Origin of the sequence: Streptomyces sp. NPDC005195 (assembly GCF_040608315.1) — a bacterium.
GTDB classification, from domain to species: Bacteria; Actinomycetota; Actinomycetes; order Streptomycetales; family Streptomycetaceae; genus Streptomyces; species Streptomyces kaempferi.
In genome coordinates this window covers 71,806-90,939 of the sequence record NZ_JBEXHZ010000004.1, presented here as the reverse complement: position 1 = coordinate 90,939, position 19,134 = coordinate 71,806, and the positions used below count along the sequence as shown (strand labels likewise).

16 protein-coding genes are annotated in these 19,134 nt (G+C 71.0%); 7 read left to right on the top strand and 9 right to left on the bottom strand.

The genetic code is table 11. The features are described 5' to 3' along the window. Window positions 1–97 precede the first annotated feature (97 nt). Window positions 98–1,861 (bottom strand): aspartate--tRNA ligase, encoded by a 1,764-nt coding sequence (gene aspS, locus ABZV34_RS06665; protein WP_356271951.1) that lies wholly within the window; start codon window positions 1,859–1,861, stop codon window positions 98–100. A gap of 152 nt (window positions 1,862–2,013) precedes the next feature. On the opposite strand from aspS, the gene ABZV34_RS06660 reads away from it, so the two are divergent. After that, complete coding sequence (locus ABZV34_RS06660) at window positions 2,014–4,164, top strand: SpoIIE family protein phosphatase (RefSeq protein ID WP_356271949.1); 2,151 nt, start codon at window positions 2,014–2,016, stop codon at window positions 4,162–4,164. Here ABZV34_RS06660 and ABZV34_RS06655 read toward each other — a convergent pair. The 3 genes from ABZV34_RS06655 to ABZV34_RS06645 form a co-directional block, all read right to left on the bottom strand. Then, window positions 4,131–5,180: an AI-2E family transporter gene (locus ABZV34_RS06655; RefSeq protein WP_356271947.1), complete on the bottom strand. Its 1,050-nt coding sequence runs from the start codon at window positions 5,178–5,180 to the stop codon at window positions 4,131–4,133. The genes ABZV34_RS06660 and ABZV34_RS06655 overlap by 34 nt on opposite strands. A 129-nt stretch (window positions 5,181–5,309) precedes the next feature. Beyond that, a complete protein-coding gene (locus ABZV34_RS06650) occupies window positions 5,310–6,281 on the bottom strand; it encodes a pirin family protein (RefSeq protein WP_356271946.1) in 972 nt (323 codons plus the stop codon). Between the two features lie 117 nt (window positions 6,282–6,398). Further along, entirely contained in the window at window positions 6,399–6,863 is a 465-nt protein-coding gene (locus ABZV34_RS06645; RefSeq protein WP_356271944.1) for an SseB family protein, read from the bottom strand. A 331-nt stretch (window positions 6,864–7,194) separates the two neighbouring features. On the opposite strand from ABZV34_RS06645, the gene ABZV34_RS06640 reads away from it, so the two are divergent. The 3 genes from ABZV34_RS06640 to ABZV34_RS06630 all read left to right on the top strand — a co-directional run bounded on the left by ABZV34_RS06640 (window position 7,195) and on the right by ABZV34_RS06630 (window position 11,108). Further along, window positions 7,195–9,021: an acyl-CoA dehydrogenase gene (locus tag ABZV34_RS06640; protein ID WP_356271942.1), complete on the top strand. Its 1,827-nt coding sequence runs from the start codon at window positions 7,195–7,197 to the stop codon at window positions 9,019–9,021. Window positions 9,022–9,440: 419 nt separating this feature from the next. After that, window positions 9,441–10,745: a M18 family aminopeptidase gene (locus ABZV34_RS06635; protein WP_356271940.1), complete on the top strand. Its 1,305-nt coding sequence runs from the start codon at window positions 9,441–9,443 to the stop codon at window positions 10,743–10,745. Between the two features lie 129 nt (window positions 10,746–10,874). Then, window positions 10,875–11,108 (top strand): hypothetical protein, encoded by a 234-nt coding sequence (locus ABZV34_RS06630; RefSeq protein ID WP_356014021.1) that lies wholly within the window; start codon window positions 10,875–10,877, stop codon window positions 11,106–11,108. Window positions 11,109–11,115: 7 nt separating this feature from the next. Here the strand turns inward: ABZV34_RS06630 and ABZV34_RS06625 are convergent, their stop codons facing one another. Both ABZV34_RS06625 and ABZV34_RS06620 read right to left on the bottom strand, forming a co-directional pair. Continuing rightward, window positions 11,116–12,948, bottom strand: coding sequence for an NHL domain-containing thioredoxin family protein (locus tag ABZV34_RS06625; protein WP_356271938.1), 1,833 nt, complete (start codon window positions 12,946–12,948; stop codon window positions 11,116–11,118). Window positions 12,949–12,989: 41 nt separating this feature from the next. Next, complete coding sequence (locus ABZV34_RS06620) at window positions 12,990–13,382, bottom strand: cupin domain-containing protein (RefSeq protein WP_356271936.1); 393 nt, start codon at window positions 13,380–13,382, stop codon at window positions 12,990–12,992. A gap of 51 nt (window positions 13,383–13,433) precedes the next feature. Between ABZV34_RS06620 and ABZV34_RS06615 the strand changes: the two genes are divergently transcribed. Further along, window positions 13,434–14,501: a helix-turn-helix domain-containing protein gene (locus ABZV34_RS06615; protein ID WP_356271934.1), complete on the top strand. Its 1,068-nt coding sequence runs from the start codon at window positions 13,434–13,436 to the stop codon at window positions 14,499–14,501. Then, a complete protein-coding gene (locus tag ABZV34_RS06610) occupies window positions 14,498–14,992 on the top strand; it encodes an LURP-one-related family protein (protein ID WP_356271932.1) in 495 nt (164 codons plus the stop codon). The genes ABZV34_RS06615 and ABZV34_RS06610 overlap by 4 nt, the downstream gene beginning before the upstream one ends. A gap of 116 nt (window positions 14,993–15,108) precedes the next feature. Here the strand turns inward: ABZV34_RS06610 and ABZV34_RS06605 are convergent, their stop codons facing one another. Continuing rightward, complete coding sequence (locus tag ABZV34_RS06605) at window positions 15,109–15,903, bottom strand: carbon-nitrogen family hydrolase (protein WP_356271930.1); 795 nt, start codon at window positions 15,901–15,903, stop codon at window positions 15,109–15,111. 144 nt (window positions 15,904–16,047) lie between these two features. Between ABZV34_RS06605 and ABZV34_RS06600 the strand changes: the two genes are divergently transcribed. After that, a complete protein-coding gene (locus ABZV34_RS06600; protein WP_356271928.1) occupies window positions 16,048–16,872 on the top strand; it encodes a maleylpyruvate isomerase family mycothiol-dependent enzyme in 825 nt (274 codons plus the stop codon). A 136-nt stretch (window positions 16,873–17,008) separates the two neighbouring features. Here ABZV34_RS06600 and ABZV34_RS06595 read toward each other — a convergent pair whose 3' ends face one another. Next, the gene (locus tag ABZV34_RS06595; protein ID WP_356271926.1) at window positions 17,009–18,313 is read right to left on the bottom strand and encodes an MFS transporter; all 1,305 of its coding nucleotides are present in this window, start codon (window positions 18,311–18,313) and stop codon (window positions 17,009–17,011) included. Then, window positions 18,310–18,993: a GntR family transcriptional regulator gene (locus ABZV34_RS06590; protein ID WP_356271924.1), complete on the bottom strand. Its 684-nt coding sequence runs from the start codon at window positions 18,991–18,993 to the stop codon at window positions 18,310–18,312. The genes ABZV34_RS06595 and ABZV34_RS06590 overlap by 4 nt, the downstream gene beginning before the upstream one ends. Between the last annotated feature and the right edge of the window lie 141 nt (window positions 18,994–19,134).

Genomic DNA, 19,134 nt, shown 5'->3' with positions numbered 1-19,134 from the left:
CCACCTGTCAGCACCATGGGTGCGGGCTGTGGTTTCACACGGCACGCAAAAGTGGCCCGGAACCGACGTCGGTTCCGGGCCACTCCGCGGACAGGGCCTACTTCGGCTGCGGCTTGCGCACCGAGAGGTGCAGCTCCCGCAGACGGGTCTCGTCCAGCTCCGTCGGCGCGCCCATCATCAGGTCCTGCGCGTTGCCGTTCAGCGGGAACGCGATGGTCTCGCGGATGTTCGGCTCGTCCGCGAGGAGCATGACGATGCGGTCGACGCCCGGGGCGATACCGCCGTGCGGCGGGGCGCCGAAGCGGAAGGCGCGGAGCATGCCGGCGAACTGCTCCTCGACGGTCTCCCGGTCGTAGCCCGCGATCTCGAAGGCCTTGAGCATGATCTCGGGCTCGTGGTTCCGGATCGCGCCGGAGGACAGCTCGACGCCGTTGCACACGATGTCGTACTGCCAGCCCAGGATGTCCAGCGGGTCCTGGGTCTCCAGGGCCTCCAGGCCGCCCTGGGGCATCGAGAACGGGTTGTGCGAGAAGTCGATCTTCCCGGTGTCCTCGTCCTTCTCGTACATCGGGAAGTCGACGATCCAGCAGAACCGGAAGACGTTCTCCTCGAAGTTGCCCGAGCGCTTCGCGGCCTCGACCCGCACCGCGCCCATGATCTTCGAGACCTCGTCGAACTCGCCCGCGCCGAAGAACACCGCGTGGCCGGGGGCCAGCGACAGCCGCTTCGTCAGCTCCGCCACGTTCTCCTCGGTCAGGAACTTGGCGATCGGGCCCGTCAGCGAGCCGTCCTCGCCCACCCGCACCCAGGCCAGGCCCTTCGCGCCCTGCTCGACCGCGTAGTCGCCGAGGCCGTCGAAGAACTTCCGCGTCTGGCCGGAGACGTCCGGCACCGGCAGCGCGCGCACGTGCTTGCCGGCGAAGGCCTTGAACTCCGAGCCCGCGAAGATGTCGGTGATGTCGGCCAGCTCCAGCTGGGCCCGCAGATCCGGCTTGTCGGAGCCGTACTTCAGCATCGACTCACGGAACGGGATCCGCGGGAACGGCGAGGTGACGTGACGGTCACCGCCGAACTCCTCGAAGAGCTCCGTCATCAGCTTCTCGATCGGCTGGAAGACGTCCTCCTGCTCGACGAAGGACATCTCCACGTCGAGCTGGTAGAACTCGCCCGGCGAACGGTCCGCACGCGCGTCCTCGTCGCGGAAACAGGGCGCGATCTGGAAGTAGCGGTCGAAGCCGGAGATCATCAGCAGCTGCTTGAACTGCTGCGGCGCCTGCGGCAGCGCGTAGAACCGGCCCGGGTTGAGGCGGGACGGCACGACGAAGTCGCGGGCACCCTCCGGAGAGGTCGCGCTGAGGATCGGCGTCGCCATCTCGTTGAAGCCCAGCGTCGTCATCTTGTGACGGATCGCGGAGATCACGGCCGTACGCAGGAGGATGTTGCGGTGCATGCGCTCGCGGCGCAGGTCGAGGAAGCGGTACTCCAGGCGCCGCTCCTCGTTGACGCCGTCCTCGGCGTTGATGGTGAACGGGAGCGGAGCGGCCGCGCCGAGCAGCTCGACGTCGCTCACCTCGACCTCGACCTCGCCGGTGGGCAGGTCGGGGTTGACGTTCGCCGCGCCGCGGGAGACGACCCGGCCGTCGACGCGGACCGTCGACTCCTTGGAGACCTTGTCGAGGGCCTCGTAGGCGGGGGTGCCGGGGCGGGCGACGAGCTGCGTGATGCCGTAGTGATCACGCAGATCGATGAAGAGGATGCCGCCCAGGTCTCGGCGATTGTGCAGCCAGCCGCTCAGCCGGACGTCGCTGTCGACGTCAGAGGCGCGGAGCTCGCCGCAGGTGTGGGACCTGTACCGATGCATCGTCGTTCATCCAGTCTTCGCGGATCGGGGTCTGTTTCACGTGAAACTTCCGGGCGCGGGCCCGGACCCCCCAAGGGTACCGGCCACCCATAGATCACCACTCCGCATACTCTCGGTGGCACCCACCGATCACCTCTTCATAGAGTGGTTCAATGCGCACTGGTGAGCCCCTGCCCGCCGTGGGGGACGTCCTGGCCGCCCTCGCGACCGGCCTGTGGCGCTGGGACAACGCTCAGGGGCTGGTCACCCTCGACGCGGAGGCCGCCCGCCTCCTCGGCCTGCCCGCGGAGGCGGTGACACTCACCGAGGCCGCCGTGCGCGCCCGGTTCCACCCGGCCGACTGGAACGAGGTCGCCGGCGTCGTCCAGCTCGCCGCCGCCGAGGACACGCTCGCCGAGGTGCGGTTGCGGGTCATGGACGGGCACGGCAGGGTGCTGCGGACCGCACGAAGCCGCTCCAAGCCGACGATCGACCCGGAGACCGGGGAGTTCCAGCTGTTCGGCACCCTCCAGGAGGTCACCGAGCCCTCCCCCGGCAGCGCCGCGCGCACCCCGGTCACCGGTGACTGGCGCCGCTCGCGCGAGGCGTTCCTGCTGGACGCGGGGCGGGCCCTGGCCGAGGCCCGGTCGACGGCGGAGGTGCTGCGGGTCGCGGCCGGCCTGTCGATGCCCGGGTTCTCGCCGGACGGACTGGCCGTCTTCGGCGCCGAGGGCGACCGGCTCACCGTCGTCGGGCACCACGGACAGCAGCCCGGGGACGAGGGTCCCTTCACGCACATGTCGCTGGCCACGGACTATCCGGCGGCGGAGGTGGTCCGCACGGGCCGGGCCGTCTATCTCTCCTCCCCCGAGACCTACAAGGAGCGCTATCCCGTCTCCTGGCCGCTGGCCCGGCATTTCGGCCGGGAGTCCTGGGCCTTCCTCCCGCTGACCGTCGCGGGCCGCACGATGGGCGCGTGGATGGCGGCCTTCATGTACCCCGTCAATTTCACGCCCGACGAACGCTCGGTGCTGACGACCGTCGCCCGGATGCTCGCGCAGGCCCTCTCGCGGGCGGGGGCCGCCGAGACGGAACGTGAGCTCACGGACGGTCTGCAGCGCTCGATGATGCCCACGCTGGGCCCGCGGATGCCGGGCATGGGCGTCGCCGCGCGTTACGTCCCCACCGGCGGTGGCCTCCAGGTCGGCGGCGACTGGTACGACGTGATCCCGCTGCCGACCGGCCGCTTCGCGCTCGTCATCGGCGACGTCCAGGGCCACGACGTACGCGCCGCCGGGCTGATGGGACAGCTCCGCATCGCCCTGCGCGCGTACGCCTCCGAGGGCCACCGCCCGGACGCGGTCCTCTCCCGGGCGTCCCGCTTCCTCTACGGCGTGACGGACTCGATGACGCACGGTTCCAGTGGGGAGAGCGGCCGCAGAATCGCTGACGCCCGCTTCGCGACCTGCCTGTACGTCGAGGTGGACCCGGCGACCGGGCTGCTGGACCTCGCCCGCGCGGGCCATCCGGACCCGGCGATACGCATGGCGGACGGAACCGTGCTGATGCGCCCCACCGCGGGTGGGCTGCCGCTCGGCATCGACCCGGACGCCGACTACCCGACGACCCGGCTCGCCCTGGAGCCCGGCGAGACCATGCTGATCTGCACGGACGGGCTGATCGAGACCGGCGGCCACGACCTCGACACCGGCTGGCGGCGCATCCGCCGCATCCTGGAGTCCCATGACGGCGACATGGAGGAGCTCGCCGACGCGCTGGTCCAGGGCGTCCACGGGCCCTCCTCGCACCACACCCCGGGGCCGCTGGCCGACCGGCGCGAGGACGACATCGCGCTGGTGCTGCTCTCCCGCCAGGGCGTGGACGCGGACGACACGGTCATGGCGGCGCCGCCCACGACACGCCGTACCGCGCTGACCGTGGCGCAGACCGCGCCCGAGCGGATCGCGGACGCCCGCCAGCAGATGCGCGAGCTGCTGCACGACTGGGGCTCGGAGGACCAGCGCGACTCGGCGGTCCTCCTCGTCTCCGAGATCCTGACCAACGTCCTGCTGCACACCGACGGCGACGCGCTGCTGGTCGCCGAGGTGACCGGCGAGCCGGGCGACCGCCGGACACGGGTGGAGGTCACGGACGCGAGTGACGACCTGCCGCACCGGCGCCACCCCGGTGAACTGGCCTCCTCCGGGCGGGGACTGGTGCTCGTGGAGATCCTCGCGGACGCCTGGGGCGTGGACCCGCGCGGCGAGGGCAAGAGCATCTGGTTCGAGTTCTACGAGTCGTCGACGACCAAGCCCGACGAGTAGCGCTTGCGCAGCTCCGAGATCACCCCGAAGGCGGCCGCCGTCAGCGGTACGGAGAACAGCATCCCCAGGATCCCCGCGACGGACGCGCCCGCCGTGATCGCCAGCAGCACGACCGCCGGGTGCATCTGCACGGTGCGGCTCTGGATCATCGGTTGAAGTACGTGTCCTTCCAGCACCTGCACGGCGAGGACGACCCCGAGCGCCCACAGCGCGATCACCAGCCCGCGGTCGGCGAGCGCGACCAGCACCGCCACCGCGCCGGAGATGAACGCGCCCAGGTAGGGGATGTACGCGCCCACGAAGACGAGCGCGCCGAGGCCGACCGCGCCCGGGACACGCAGGATCAGCAGCCCGACCGTGATGCACAGGGCGTCGATCAGGGCGATGAGCGTGGTCCCGCGCATGAAGCCCTCGACGGCTCCGAAAGCGCGGCGGGCCATGGCTTCCACGGTGTCGGCGGTGCCGTGGGGCGCGAGCGAGCGCAGCAGGCCGGCGGCGCGGTGGGAGTCGCGGAGGAAGAAGAAGACGAGCAGCAGGGCCAGTACGGCGATGGCGATGCTCTCGCCGACCAGACTGACCCCGCTGATGACGTTGGACGCGGCCGTCCCGCCGAACTTGGTCAGCAGTTCCTTCGAGTGCGAGGTGAGGTCGTCGAGGGAGGTGCCCGGCGCGCCGAAGTGCTCGGCGACGGATCGCGCGGCCTGTTTGAGCGAGGCCAGGATCTGGTCCCCGGTGTCGATGAGCGCGGCGACGACGATGTAGACCGCCCCGCCCACCACCACGACGACCGCGACACAGGTGAGCCCCGCGGCCAGTGACCGCTGCACCCGCATGCTCACCAGCCGCCGGTACAGCGGCCGCAGCAGCGCGGTGCCCAGCAGCGCGAGCAGCACGGGCACGACCGCGGTCCGCAGCTCCCCGCACAGCTGGATCCCGACCCACGCCACACCGGCGACGAGCAGGATCACGGCACACCAGGCCGCCAGCCGCCGGACGCCCTCGGAGAGTAGCTGCACCTCTCCACCCGACCACGCGAAGGGCGGGCCGTCCTCTCGGAACGGCCCGCCCGGGTGACGCGGTGTCAGACGCGCGCGGCCGCGGGGGCGTACGGCGTCGGGATCGTACGGCGCGTGGGCCGTACGTCCTTACAGCCCGCGCTCGGACATTCCGTGCACCGCCGGGATGGTGCCCAGGCGGCCCTTCTGGAAGTCCTCGAAGGCCTGCTGCAGCTCCTCGCGGGTGTTCATCACGAAGGGGCCGTAGTGGGCCATGGGCTCACGGATCGGCTGTCCGCCGAGGAGGACGACCTCGAGGTCCGGGGTGTTCGCGTCCTGCTTCTCGTCCGCGCGGACGGTCAGCGAGCCGCCCGCGCCGAAGACCGCGGTCTGGCCCTTGCGGACCGGACGGCGCTCGGTACCGACGCTGCCGCGTCCGGCGAGGACGTAGGCGAGACCGTTGAAGTCCTCGCGCCAGGGCAGGGTGATCTCGGCGCCGGGCGCCACGGTCGCGTGGACCATGGTGATCGGCGTGTGCGTGATGCCGGGGCCCTCGTGGCCGTCGAGCTCACCGGCGATGACACGCAGCAGCGCGCCGCCGTCGGGGGTGCTCAGCAGCTGGACCGAGCGACCGCGGATGTCCTGGTACCTCGGGGCCATCATCTTGTCCTTGGCCGGGAGGTTCACCCACAGCTGGAGGCCGTGGAAGAGGCCACCGGACATGACGAGCGACTCCGGCGGGGCCTCGATGTGCAGGAGGCCCGCACCGGCGGTCATCCACTGGGTGTCCCCGTCGGTGATGGTGCCGCCGCCACCGTTGGAGTCCTGGTGGTCGAAGATCCCGTCGATGATGTAGGTCACGGTCTCGAAGCCGCGGTGCGGGTGCCAGGGGGTGCCCTTGGGCTCTCCCGGCGCGTACTCCACCTCACCCATCTGGTCCATCATGATGAACGGGTCGAGGTGGCGGTAGTTGATCCCGGCGAACGCGCGACGGACCGGGAATCCCTCGCCCTCGAAGCCGCTGGGCGCGGTCGTCACGGTGAGCACGGGACGGGCCACGGCGTCGGCCGGCGCCACCACACGGGGCAGGGTCAGCGGGTTTTCGACGGTCACTGCAGGCATGTCGGTACCTCCTTGTGCTTCGAGTTTAGTTGATTGTTGAACTTTCTGCCACCCGTAACGGCGGACGCCCGGAGGGAATTCCCTCCGGGCGTCCGCGGTGGTCCGTGAGCGGCAGGACTAGCCGTACATACGACGCATGGCGAAGTCCACCATCTGCTCCACGGCCTTCGCGTCGAAGACCATGCGGTGCTCACCCTCCATGTCGAGCACGAAGCCGTAGCCGGTGGGCAGCAGGTCGATCACCTCCGCACCGGTGATCACGAAGAACTTGGACTCCTTGCCGGCGTACCGGCGCAGCTCCTTGAGCGAGCTGAACATGGGGATGACCGGCTGCTGGGTGTTGTGGAGCGCCAGGAAACCGGGGTTGTCACCGCGCGGGCAGTAGACCTTCGAGGTGGCGAAGACCTGCTGGAAGTCCTCCGCGGCGAGCGATCCCGTCGTGAAGGCGCGGACCGCGTCCGCCAGCGACGGCGGGGACGGCTCGGGGTAGAGCGGCGGCTGCTGCCCGTAGCCGCCGGGCATCTGCTGCTGCGGCTGGGCGTACTGCTGCTGAGCGCCCGCGTTCTGGTCGTAGCCGTACATGCGGCAAAGACTAGTGGGCGCGGCCTCCGGGGGAGTCACGGACGGCCCATCCCCGTACCCGGCCACCGGCTCCGCCCGGCCATCGGCGCCGCGGACGCGCCCCGCGTACGGCTCCCCGCCGGAGTCCGGCCCGTGCGCGGCACGCGTCGCGCCCGTTTTCGGCCCGAGTCCCACCTGCGTCCGGCTGAAGTCCCGTTAGAGCCTCATCACATAGGGACCGTCAGGGGTTGATTCTTATTACCGACGGGTAGCATCATCGTAGCTACTTGCTGGTACGTGTAACGAGGCCGCGAGTACGTCCGCCTCCCCGAACCCTTACGGAGCCGTCGCCATGGGGCACTACAAGTCGAATCTCCGCGACATCGAGTTCAACCTCTTCGAGGTGCTCGGGCGCGACAAGCTGTACGGCACCGGACCGTTCGCGGAGATGGACACGGACACCGCCAAGAGCATCCTGGAGGAGCTCACCCGCCTCTCGGAGAACGAGCTGGCCGCGTCCTTCACCGACGCCGACCGCAACCCTCCCGTCTTCGACCCCGAGACCAACACCGCCCCGGTGCCGGCTTCCTTCAAGAAGTCGTACCAGGCGTTCATGGACTCCGAGTACTGGCGTCTGGGCCTGCCCGAGGAGATCGGCGGCTCCACCGCCCCCCGCTCCCTCATCTGGGCCTACGCGGAGCTGGTGCTCGGCGCCAACCCGGCCGTCTGGATGTACTCCTCGGGCCCGGCCTTCGCCGGCATCCTCTTCGAGGAGGGCACCGAGGTCCAGAAGCACATCGCGAAGATCGCCGTCGACAAGCAGTGGGGCTCCACCATGGTCCTCACCGAGCCCGACGCGGGCTCGGACGTCGGCGCCGGCCGCACCAAGGCCGTCCAGCAGGCGGACGGCTCCTGGCACATCGAGGGCGTCAAGCGCTTCATCACGTCCGGTGAGCACGACATGTCGGAGAACATCCTCCACTACGTGCTCGCCCGCCCCGAGGGCGCCGGACCGGGCACCAAGGGCCTCTCCCTCTTCCTCGTCCCGAAGTACGAGTTCGACTTCGAGACCGGCGAGCTGGGCGCGCGCAACGGCGCGTACGCGACGAACGTCGAGCACAAGATGGGCCTCAAGGCGTCCAACACCTGCGAGATGACCTTCGGCGACCGTCACCCGGCCAAGGGCTGGCTGATCGGCGACAAGCACGAGGGCATCCGCCAGATGTTCCGCATCATCGAGTTCGCCCGCATGATGGTCGGCACGAAGGCCATCTCGACCCTGTCGACGGGCTACCTGAACGCGCTGGAGTACGCCAAGGAGCGCGTCCAGGGCCCGGACCTCGCGAACTTCATGGACAAGAGCGCGCCCAAGGTCACCATCACGCACCACCCGGACGTGCGCCGCTCGCTGATGACGCAGAAGGCGTACGCCGAGGGCATGCGCGCCCTGGTCCTGCACACCGCGGCCATCCAGGACGACATCCAGGTCAAGGAGGCCGCCGGCGAGGACACCGCCGCGCTGGAGGCCCTCAACGACCTGCTCCTGCCGATCGTGAAGGGCTACGGCTCCGAGAAGGGCTACGAGCAGCTCGCCCAGTCCCTGCAGACCTTCGGCGGCTCCGGCTTCCTGCAGGAGTACCCGATCGAGCAGTACATCCGCGACGCCAAGATCGACACCTTGTACGAGGGCACCACCGCGATCCAGGGCCAGGACTTCTTCTTCCGGAAGATCGTCCGCAACCAGGGCGCGGCGCTGAACTCGCTCGCCGAGGACATCAAGAAGTTCCTGGCGCTCGCCACCGGCGGCGAGGAGCTGTCCGCGGCCCGCGAGCAGCTCGCCAAGGCGGCCGTCGAGCTGGAGGCCATCGTCGGCCTCATGCTCACCGACCTCACCGCGACCGAGCAGGACGTCAAGAACATCTACAAGGTGGGTCTGAACACCACCCGCCTCCTCCTCGCCTCCGGTGACGTGGTCGTCGGCTACCTGCTGCTGCGCGGTGCCGCGGTCGCCGCCGAGAAGCTGGAGACGGCGTCGGCGAAGGACAGGCCCTTCTACACCGGCAAGATCGCCGCCGCGAAGTTCTTCGCCGCGAACGTCCTGCCCGGCGTCACCGGCGTGCGCGAGCTGGCCGAGGGCGTGGACCTGGACCTGATGGAGCTGGACGAAGCGGCGTTCTGAGTTCGAGCCCCGCGGCGCCCGCGCGGCGCCCACTCCTCGTCCGCTCGACGGCCCGCTCCCGGATTCGTTTCCGGGGGCGGGCCGTTCGGCACGGCGGAGGCGGCGGCGGGGCCCTCGACGGGGTGCCCGGGGCGGCCCGAACGGGGTGTCCGAACTGAACGCCGGCACAGGAGAGCCAGGGGCGCAGAGAGGGCGTATAAAGGGGCGCGCGATTCGATACGCGCCGGGGCGTGCAATTCCGAAGGCCCCCACGGCGGGCCGGAACACGGGCGGCGCCTCCCCTCCCGCACCGTTGTCCACCAGCGGGCACCACTCGGGAACGTCCGGCTCCCACCAGATGTCCGCCCTTCACATCCCCCTTACGAGAGCCCGCTCACCATCCCGGGGAGGGGGCCCCCGAGCGTCGTTAAGGTGAACTCATGAGCTACCCAGCCCGCTTCGACCGCGGCCACACCGACGACCTCATGACCTTCCTGGCGGCGAGCCCCACGCCGTACCACGCCGTGGCGAACGCCTCCGAGCGGCTGGAGAAGGCCGGATTCCGTCAGGTCGCCGAAACCGACGCGTGGGACGGCACGAGCGGCGGGAAGTTCGTGCTGCGCGGCGGCGCGATCATCGCCTGGTACGTGCCCGAGGGCGCCGGACCGCACACCCCCTTCCGGATCGTGGGCGCGCACACCGACTCCCCCAACCTGCGCGTCAAGCCGCAGCCGGACACCGGGGCGCACGGCTGGCGCCAGGTGGCCGTGGAGATCTACGGCGGACCGCTGCTGAACTCCTGGCTGGACCGCGACCTCGGGCTGGCAGGCCGGCTGGCGCTGCGCGACGGCTCCACGCGTCTGGTCACCATCGACCGGCCGCTGCTGCGCGTCCCCCAGCTGGCCGTCCACCTCGACCGTTCCGTCTCCACCGAGGGCCTCAAGCTCGACAAGCAGCGCCATCTCCAGCCCGTCTGGGGCCTGGGCGACACCCACGAGGGCGACCTGATCACGTTCCTGGAGGAGGAGTCGGGTCTGCAGGCCGGCGAGATCACCGGCTGGGACCTGATGACCCACTCCGTCGAACCGCCGGCCTACCTGGGCCGCGACAACGAGCTGCTGGCCGGCCCCCGCATGGACAACCTGCTGTCCGTGCACGCGGGCACGGCGGCGCTGGTCGCCGTGGCCACGGCCGCGGGCACCGGCTCCGAGCTCCCGTACATCCCCGTCCTCGCGGCCTTCGACCACGAGGAGAACGGCTCGCAGAGCGACACCGGCGCCGACGGTCCGCTGCTCGGCGGCGTGCTCGAACGCTCGGTGTTCGCACGGGGCGGCACGTACGAGGACCGGGCACGCTCCTTCGCGGGGACCGTCTGCCTCTCCTCCGACACCGGCCACGCCGTGCACCCCAACTACGCGGAGCGGCACGACCCGACGCACCACCCGCGCGCCAACGGCGGCCCCATCCTCAAGGTGAACGTCAACAACCGCTACGCCACCGACGGCGCGGGCCGCGCGGTGTTCGCCGCCGCCTGCGAGAGGGCCGGCGTCGACTTCCAGTCCTTCGTCTCGAACAACTCCATGCCCTGCGGCACCACCATCGGCCCGATCACCGCGGCCCGCCACGGCATCAAGACCATCGACATCGGTGTGGCCATCCTCTCGATGCACAGCGTCCGCGAACTGTGCGGCGCCGACGACCCGTTCCTGCTGGCCAAGGCGCTGGTGGCGTTCCTGGAGGGATAGTCCTCGGGCGAGGACGCCGAACGGTGCCACCGAGCGGCGAGTGAGCGCCTCCGCATGTCTCGCGGGGTCCCGGGTACTCGGAACGAGCCTGGAAAGACCGCGAGTTGCTACTCCAAGGAGGCGACACCCATGGGCCTGGGCGGCTGCATCATCCTGATCGGCGCGGGGGCCATCCTCACGTTCGCGACCGACTGGCACATGAAGGGGGTCAACCTCGATCTGGTCGGCGTCATCTTCATGGTCGTCGGACTGATCGGGGTCCTGACGTTCAACAGCATCGCGAGGCGGCGGCGCGTGGTGGTGCCGCCGAGCACCCCGGTGATCGAGGAGGAGCGGCACCACCGCGGCGGATACGGCGTGTAGCCGCAGGTCAGTCGTCCATCCCCGCCAGCACCAGCGGCAGCCGTCGCGCACCCTCCGCGGTGAGGCGCACCGGCACGCCCCAGTCCTGCTGGTGGACATGGCAGGCCGGGTACTCGTTCGACGGATCGTCGTCGCAGGACGCGGCCATCGCGGAGACGTGCAGGACACCCTCCGTGACGGCCGGGTTCAGCTCCAGGGCCCGGAAGAGGTCCGTGCCCGCCCCCTCGCCGTCGAGCAGCAGCTCGGGCGGGGTCGACGAGACGAGCAGCCGGGTGGACGGACCGTAGCGGGTGTCCAGCTTCTGGCCCGCCGGAGCCTGGAAGATCACGTCCAACCGGAGCCCGCCCGGGGCGACTTCGGTGGGGGCGCGCCGCGTACGGTGGGCCACCGACTCCACCCGCACGGCCTCCTCGGGCAGACGCAGCCGGGTCAGCCGGTGCCGGGCGGACTCGACGACCACGATGTCGTCCCCGACCAGGACCGCGTCGCTCGGCTCCCGCAAGTCCGTGGCCAGCGTGGTCACTTCGCCCGTCGCCGGGTCGTAGCGGCGCAGCGCGTGGTTGTACGTGTCGCTGATCGCGACCGATCCGTCGGGCAGCGCCGTCACGCCCAACGGATGCTGGAGCAGGGCCTGTCCGGCGTCGCCGTCACGATGACCGAAGTCGAACAGGCCGGTGCCGACGGCGGTGTGCACGCTGCCGTCGAGGTCGACCCAACGCAGCGCCGAGGTCTCGGAGTCGGCCACCCAGAGCCGGTCGGCGGTGGCCGCCAGCCCGGACGGCTGGGCGAACCAGGCCTCGGCCGGCGGCCCGTCGACGAGTCCCTCGTTCGTGGTGCCCGCGGCGACCCCGACGGTCCCGTCCGCCGGGTCGTACGCCCACAGCTGGTGCACCCCGGCCATGGCGATCCAGACCCTGCCGCCGAAGAACGCCACGTCCCACGGCGAGGACAGGTCCACCTCGCGCGCCGGGCCGGACGTCGGCGAGCCCTGCCACCACTGCCGGCCGGTGCCCGCGAGGGTCGTGACCTCGCCGGTCGCCAGGTCGACCCGACGCAGGGCGTGGTTCACGGTGTCGGCCACCACGACCGGACCGTCCGCGCCGAGCAGCGCCAGCCCCTGCGGCTCGCTGAAGCCGGCCGCGTCGGCCGGTCCGTCCACGAACCCGCGCACGCCGGACCCGATGCGCCGTACGACCGTCTCGCCGTCCGCCTCGAGTTCCACCAGCTGATGCCGGGTGGTGTCGCTGACCAGGAAGTTCCCGTTCGGCAGGGCGAGCGCCTTGCCGGGAAAACGGAGCGCGGTCGGCTCGGGCTCGGGCGCCACATAGGGCCCGTCCCCGCGCCGCAGCGTCCCCTTGGCCGCGTGCTCGGCCTCCAGTTCCTCCACCAGCCGGGCGATCGCGTGCGCGTGCCCCTCCCCGGCGTGCTGCGCGACGACGTAACCCTCGGGGTCGATCACCACGAGCGTCGGCCAGGCCCGCACCGCGTACTGCTTCCAGGTGGCGAGCTCGGGGTCGTCCAGCACCGGGTGCTCGACGCCGTACCGCTCGACGGCGTCGACGACCGCCTGGTGCTCGGCCTCGTGCACGAACTTCGGCGAGTGCACCCCGATGATCACCACGGTGTCCCGGTGCTTCTCCTCCAGCTCCCGCAGCTCGTCAAGGACGTGCAGGCAGTTGATGCAGCAGAAGGTCCAGAAATCGACAACAACGCACTTACCCCGCAGGTCGGCGAGGGTGAGTGCGTTGCCTCCGGTGTTCAGCCAGCCCCCCTTGCCGATCAGCTCGGGGGCGCGGACACGGACACGGCGGGGCGCGGGGGCGGGGGCGGCGTCGTTCATGCTTCAAGCATGCCATCCGGGCAGGAACACGCTCTCGGCGCTCAGCCCAGGGCATGCCCCGTGGTGGCGTCCACGTGGTCCGGGATCTCGTCGTGGCGGTCGCCGACGGTGAGGGTGCCCGTGGGTTCGAACATCAGGATCGCGGCGCCGGCCGGAGCGCTCGGCCTGTGTTCGGTGCCGCGCGGGACGGTGAAGGCGGAACCCTTGGGGAGGACGACGGTCCGCTCGCCGTCCGGCTCCCGCAGGGCGATGGTCAGCTCGCCCTCCAGGACCAGGAAGAACTCGTCCGTGTGATCGTGCGTGTGCCAGAGGTGCTCGCCCTCGACCTTGGCCACGCGCACGTCGTAGTCGTTGACGGCGGTGACGATCCGGGGGCTCCACAGGTCGGAGAAGGAGGCGAGGGCGGCGGTCAGGGAAACGGGTTCGTCGGGCATGCGGTCATCCTCGGCCCGGCCGGGCGGGTCCACGAGTGCTAGAAATCGCACATGCCGCAAGGATCCTCGCACCCCGCCCTCGGGGACACCCCCGGGACCGCTCCCCAGGTCCCTCCGGGGACCGCTCCGGGGGCCGCCCCCGGGACCACCGCGCACCGGGTCGTCCTGATCGTCGACGAGAACTCCAACCCCTTCGAGATGAGCTGCGCCATCGAGGTCTTCGGGCTGCGCAGGCCCGAGCTGGGGCGGGAGCTGTACGACTTCCGGCTGTGCGCGGCCTCCGGGCGCACCCGGATGCGGGACGGGTTCTTCACACTCGCCGACGTCGCCGGGCTGGACGCGGCAGAGGGCGCCGACACCCTGATCGTGCCGAACCGGCCCGACACCGACGCGCCGCGTTCCCCCGAGGTCCTGGAGGCCATACGCCGGGCGCACACGCGGGGCGCGCGACTGATCGGATTCTGCTCCGGCGCATTCACACTCGCGGAGGCCGGTCTGCTGGAGGGGCGACGGGCGGCCTGCCACTGGATGTGGGCGGCGTCCTTCCGGGCCCGGTTCCCGGAGGTGCGGCTGGAGCCGGACGTGCTGTTCGTCGACGACGGGGACATCCTCACCGCGTCCGGCAGCGCGTCGGCGCTCGACCTCGGCCTGCACGTCGTACGGCGCGACCACGGTGCCGAGATCGCCAACGCCGTCAGCCGGCGGCTGGTCTTCGCCGCGCACCGCGACGGCGGGCAGCGGCAGTTCGTCGAGCGCCCCGTGCCCGACGTGCCGGACGAGTCCCTCGCACCCCTGCTGACCTGGGCGCGGGAGCGGCTCGGGGAACCCCTCACGGTCGCCGCCCTCGCGGCGCACGCGGCACTCAGCCCGGCCACCCTGCACCGGCGCTTCCGGGCCCAGCTCGGGACCACCCCGCTGGCATGGCTGACCGGGGAGCGGGTGGCGCTGGCCTGCCGCCTCATCGAGCGGGGCGAACACCGGATCGAGGTCGTCGCGCGGCACAGCGGCCTCGGCACCGCCGCGAACCTCAGGACGCGGCTGCGGCGGGAGACGGGACTGAGCCCATCGGCCTACAGACGGCGTTTCGGACCGGCCACCGGGGAAGCCGTGACGGTATGAGATTCCTCGTGCGCGACCGGCTCCTCGGCTTCGGTGACGACTACTGGATCGAGGACGAGCACGGCAACAAGGTGTTCCTCGTCGACGGCAAGGCGATGCGGCTGCGGGACACGTTCGAGCTGAAGGACACCCGCGGGCGCGTCCTCATCGACATCCACCAGAAGATGTTCGCCCTGCGGGACACGATGGTCATCGAGCGGGACGGCGAGACACTGGCCACCATCCGGCGCAAGCGGCTGTCCCTGCTGCGCAACCACTACCGGGTGGCCCTGGTGGACGGCAGCGAACTCGACGTCAGCGGGAAGATCCTGGACCGGGAGTTCGGCGTCGACTACGACGGGGAACTCCTGGCGCAGATCTCGCGGCGGTGGCTGCGGGTGCGGGAGACCTACGGCGTCGACGTCGTCCGGGACGACGCGGACACCGCGCTGCTGATCGCGGTGGCGGTCTGCGTGATCCACCTGGCGGAGAAGGAGCACGGCGCGGACTGAACCGGCACGCTGCGCCGGTCGCGGCAGCCGTCCGCGGCAACGGCGTGCGCCACCGCCGCGGGCGCCGGCGGCATGCGTCGGGTCCGTGCGCCGGCCGCACGCGTCGCTACCGTGCGTCACCCGCGTGGTGGTGCGAGGCCCAGTGCGCGGTCCTTGAGCGCGGGGAACTGGTCCCTCGTCGTCGCCACCTTCCCGGGGTCGAACTCGACCTTGAGGACCTCCTCGTCGCGGCCCGCCTCCGCGAGGACCTCGCCCCACGGATCGACCACGATCGAGTGACCGGCCTGGGGAACGTCCGCGTGGGTGCCGGCCGTTCCACAGGCGAGTACGAACGCCTGGTTCTCGACCGCCCTGGCCCGGGCGAGGAGGGTCCAGTGGGCGCGGCGGCGCTCGGGCCAGCCGGCGGGGACGACGAATGTCTCGGCGCCCGCGTCGACGAGCCCGCGGAACAGCTCGGGAAAGCGGAGGTCGTAACAGGTGGCGACGCCGACGGTGGTCTCCGGGAGGCGGACCGTCACCAGCTCGGCGCCCGCGCCCATCAGTACGGCCTCGCCCTTGTCGAAGCCGAAACGGTGGATCTTGCGGTAGGCGGCGGTGAGGTCGCCGGCGGGCGAGAAGACGAGGGAGGTGTTGTAGAGCGTTCCGTCCGGGGCGCGTTCCGGGACCGAGCCGGCGTGCAGCCACACGCCCGCGTCGCTCGCCGCCTTCGCCATGACCTCGGCGGTCGGTCCCTCGAGGGTCTCCGCCTCGGCGGCGAACGACTCGTAGGCGAACGCCCCCGTGGTCCACAGCTCGGGGAGCACCACCAGGTCCACTCCGGCTTGTTCTCGTACCAGAGCCGCCACCCGCCGCCGGCGCGAATCGACCGATTCGGTGGCATTTACGTCGATCTGGAGCAGAGAGGCGTGCACACTACCACCGTCCTGGCATTCGAGCCGTCCATACGGGCCTACGATCGTCACACCAAAGCACTGCCGGGGTGCCTCACAGCAGCGTAACTTAGCGTTCCAAGACACCCACTGCCCGCGTACCGACCGCCCGAGGGGTCCCGTTCCGTGAGTCTGCATCCGAGCCTTCAGTCCTACGCCGACGCCTGGACCCACTCCATCGACGCGATATCCGAACTGGTGTCGCCGCTGGTGGAGGGCGAATGGAACCGGCGTACGCCCTGCCCAGGCTGGTCGGTAAGGGATCTGGTGTCGCACGTGATCGGGCTCGACTGCGAGATGCTGGGCGATCCGCGGCCGATCCACACGCTCCCCCGGGACCTGTTCCATGTCACGAACGAGCACCAGCGCTACATGGAGATGCAGGTCGATGTGCGCCGCCACCACACGGCGCCCGAGATGACCTCCGAGCTGGAGTACACGATCATCCGCCGCAACCGTCAGCTGCGGAACGAGACACGGCAGCCGGACGCCAAGGTACGCGGTCCGCTCGGCACCGAGGTGACCCTCGAACGCGCCATGCTGAACCGTGCGTTCGACGTGTGGGTGCACGAGCAGGACCTCCGGACCACCCTCGGCCGGCCGGGCAACCTCGACTCCCCGGGCGCGCAGATCGTCCGCGACCAGCTGCTCGCCGCGCTGCCGAAGGTGGTGGCCAAGGAGGCGGGGGCGCCCGCGCATTCGGCGGTCGTCTTCGATGTCCACGGGCCCGTGGAGTTCCTGCGCACGGTGCGTGTCGACGCCGAGGGGCGCGGCTCGATAGACGGTGCCCCCTCGCTCGGCCCGGCCGCCACCCTCACCCTCGACTGGGAGACCTTCTACCGTCTGGCCTGCGGGCGGGTGACCCCCGACGCCGTCTCCGACCGCATCAAGACCGAAGGCGACCCGGAGCTGACCACGACGATCCTCCGCAACTTCACGGTCACGCCGTAACGGGCGGCGGGCCCGGAGGTATCCACGGTCCGCGGCGAAGGCCCCGGACGCAGCGCGGGCCGGTCGCCCCCGCCCGAGCGAGGCCGAGAGCTCGGGGGAAGGGTGGGGGCGGCGGGGCGAGGAGCCCCGGCGGTGACTACGCCGGTACGTGCACGGTCTCCACGCGGCTCGCGACCAACCGCTCCCGCTCCCTGCGCGCCGCCTCCTTGCGCAGCCGGAAGATCTGGCTCAGGCCGACCGCCTGAAGGACGAACACCGCGGAGAACGCGATCCGGTAGTTGTCCCCGGTCGAGTCCAGCAGCACCCCGATCGCGAACAGCGTCGTCATGGAGGCGACGAAACCACCCATGTTGGTGATCCCGGACGCGGTCCCCTGCCGCTCGGGCGGATTCGCGGGCCGGGCGAAGTCGAACCCGATCATGGAAGCCGGCCCGCAGGCACCCAACACGGCGCACAGTGTCACCAGCAGCCACATCGGCGCGTGCTGCCCGGGGTAGGCCACCGCGCTCGCCCACGCCACCGCGGTCGCCGACACCGTCCCGAGCGCCAACGGCAGCCGCGCCGCGTGGTGCCGGGCGACGATCTGCCCGTAGACGAGCCCGACGAACATGTTGGACAGGACGACGAGGGTGAGCAGCTCACCGGCCGTCGCCCGCGACAGTCCCTCCGCCTCGACCAGGAACGGCATGCCCCACAGCAGGAGGAACACCATCGCCGGGAACTGCGTCGTGAAGTGCACCCACATGCCCAGCCGGGTGCCGGGCTCGCGCCAGGACGCCTGGATCTGCCGGCGCACGTAGGCGGCGCCCTGGTGCGGGAACGGCTCGGGCTCGTGGCCCTCGGGGTGGTCCTTGAGGAAGAGGAGCAGCAGGACGAGGACGACCACACCCGCGAACGCGCTGCCCGCGAACGCCGCCGTCCACCCGACCCCGTGCAGCAGTCGCGCGATCACGAGGGTCGACACGAGGTTGCCCGCCATGCCGACGAGCCCGGCGAGCTGGGCGACCAGCGGCCCGCGCCGGGCCGGGAACCAGCGGGTGCCCAGCCGCAGCACGCTGATGAACGTCATGGCGTCCCCGCAGCCCAGCAGCGCCCGTGAGGCCAGCGCCATCCCGTACGAGGACGAGAACGCGAAGCCCAGCTGTCCCGCCGTGAACAGCACCACGCCGAAGGTCAGCACCTTCTTGGTGCCGAGCCGGTCGACGAGCAGCCCGACCGGTATCTGCATGCCCGCGTAGACGAGGAGCTGGAGGATCGAGAAGGTGGAGAGGGCCGAGGCGTTCACATGGAAACGGTCCGCGGCGTCGAGTCCGGCCACCCCGAGCGACGTACGGAAGATGACCGCGACGAAGTAGACGGCGACACCGATGCCCCAGACGCCGACGGCGCGGCGCCCGCCGGGCGGATCACCGGGCAGCGACACGGCCGAGTGGGAGCTCATCGCACCTCTCCCCGCGCCAGGTTCGAGAACCAGCTGACGTGGCGGTGGACGATGCCGACCGCCGCCTCCGCGTCCCCGGAGCGCAGGGCTTCGAGGATCTCCTCGTGCTCGGTGAGCGTCTTGGTGATCCGGTCGGGGTGCGCGTGCATGACGGCCACTCCCATCCTCAACTGACGGTCGCGGAGCTGGTCGTAGAGACGGGAGAGGATCTCGTTGGCGCCACTGCGGACGATCTCCGCGTGGAAGCAGCGGTCGGTGACGGCGGCGCCCGCCAGGTCGCCCGCGGCCGCCTGTTCCTTCTGCTGGGCGAGGAGTTCCTCCAGCCGCGCGATGAGCCGCGGCGCCGCCGGTACGGCCTTGCGGACCGCATGCTCCTCGACGAGCTGGCGGGTCTCGACCACGTCCGCGATCTCCTGCGCGGAGACGGGCAGGACGAGCGCGCCCTTCTTCGGGTAGAGCCTGATCAGACCCTCGGCCTCGAGCCGGAGCAGCGCCTCGCGCACCGGCGTACGGGAGACCCCGACGGCGTCGGCCAGTTCGCCCTCGGTGAGCAGCGTCCCCCCTTCGTAACGGCGTTCCAGGACACCCTGCTTGACGTGGGCGTAGACCCGGTCGGCGGCGGGCGGCTGTTTCACCGGAGGGGTGGCGGGCAGGGCGGAGACGGGTGGGGCGGCAGGCATGCGCACATCATAGATACAACACGGACGCATGACGGTTCCCCGTCCAGGATGCGGACCGGCGCGACCCGGCGGCTTCTCGCGCGTTCACCTTTGGGGCTCCCGACGTAACCCACGTCACATCACTAAGTTCCCCTTTCCGTG

Excerpts from the sequence above, each read along its gene's own strand:
- ABZV34_RS06660 (WP_356271949.1), top strand. The coding sequence starts at position 2,014 with ATGCGCACTGGTGAGCCCCTGCCCGCCGTGGGGGACGTCCTGGCCGCC.
- ABZV34_RS06590 (WP_356271924.1), bottom strand. The coding sequence starts at position 18,993 with ATGCCTGCCGCCCCACCCGTCTCCGCCCTGCCCGCCACCCCTCCGGTG.
- ABZV34_RS06610 (WP_356271932.1), top strand. The coding sequence starts at position 14,498 with ATGAGATTCCTCGTGCGCGACCGGCTCCTCGGCTTCGGTGACGACTAC.
- ABZV34_RS06625 (WP_356271938.1), bottom strand. The coding sequence starts at position 12,948 with ATGAACGACGCCGCCCCCGCCCCCGCGCCCCGCCGTGTCCGTGTCCGC.
- ABZV34_RS06630 (WP_356014021.1), top strand. The coding sequence starts at position 10,875 with ATGGGCCTGGGCGGCTGCATCATCCTGATCGGCGCGGGGGCCATCCTC.
- ABZV34_RS06635 (WP_356271940.1), top strand. The coding sequence starts at position 9,441 with ATGAGCTACCCAGCCCGCTTCGACCGCGGCCACACCGACGACCTCATG.
- ABZV34_RS06620 (WP_356271936.1), bottom strand. The coding sequence starts at position 13,382 with ATGCCCGACGAACCCGTTTCCCTGACCGCCGCCCTCGCCTCCTTCTCC.
- ABZV34_RS06615 (WP_356271934.1), top strand. The coding sequence starts at position 13,434 with ATGCCGCAAGGATCCTCGCACCCCGCCCTCGGGGACACCCCCGGGACC.
- ABZV34_RS06645 (WP_356271944.1), bottom strand. The coding sequence starts at position 6,863 with ATGTACGGCTACGACCAGAACGCGGGCGCTCAGCAGCAGTACGCCCAG.
- ABZV34_RS06640 (WP_356271942.1), top strand. The coding sequence starts at position 7,195 with ATGGGGCACTACAAGTCGAATCTCCGCGACATCGAGTTCAACCTCTTC.
- aspS (WP_356271951.1), bottom strand. The coding sequence starts at position 1,861 with ATGCATCGGTACAGGTCCCACACCTGCGGCGAGCTCCGCGCCTCTGAC.
- ABZV34_RS06650 (WP_356271946.1), bottom strand. The coding sequence starts at position 6,281 with ATGCCTGCAGTGACCGTCGAAAACCCGCTGACCCTGCCCCGTGTGGTG.
- ABZV34_RS06595 (WP_356271926.1), bottom strand. The coding sequence starts at position 18,313 with ATGAGCTCCCACTCGGCCGTGTCGCTGCCCGGTGATCCGCCCGGCGGG.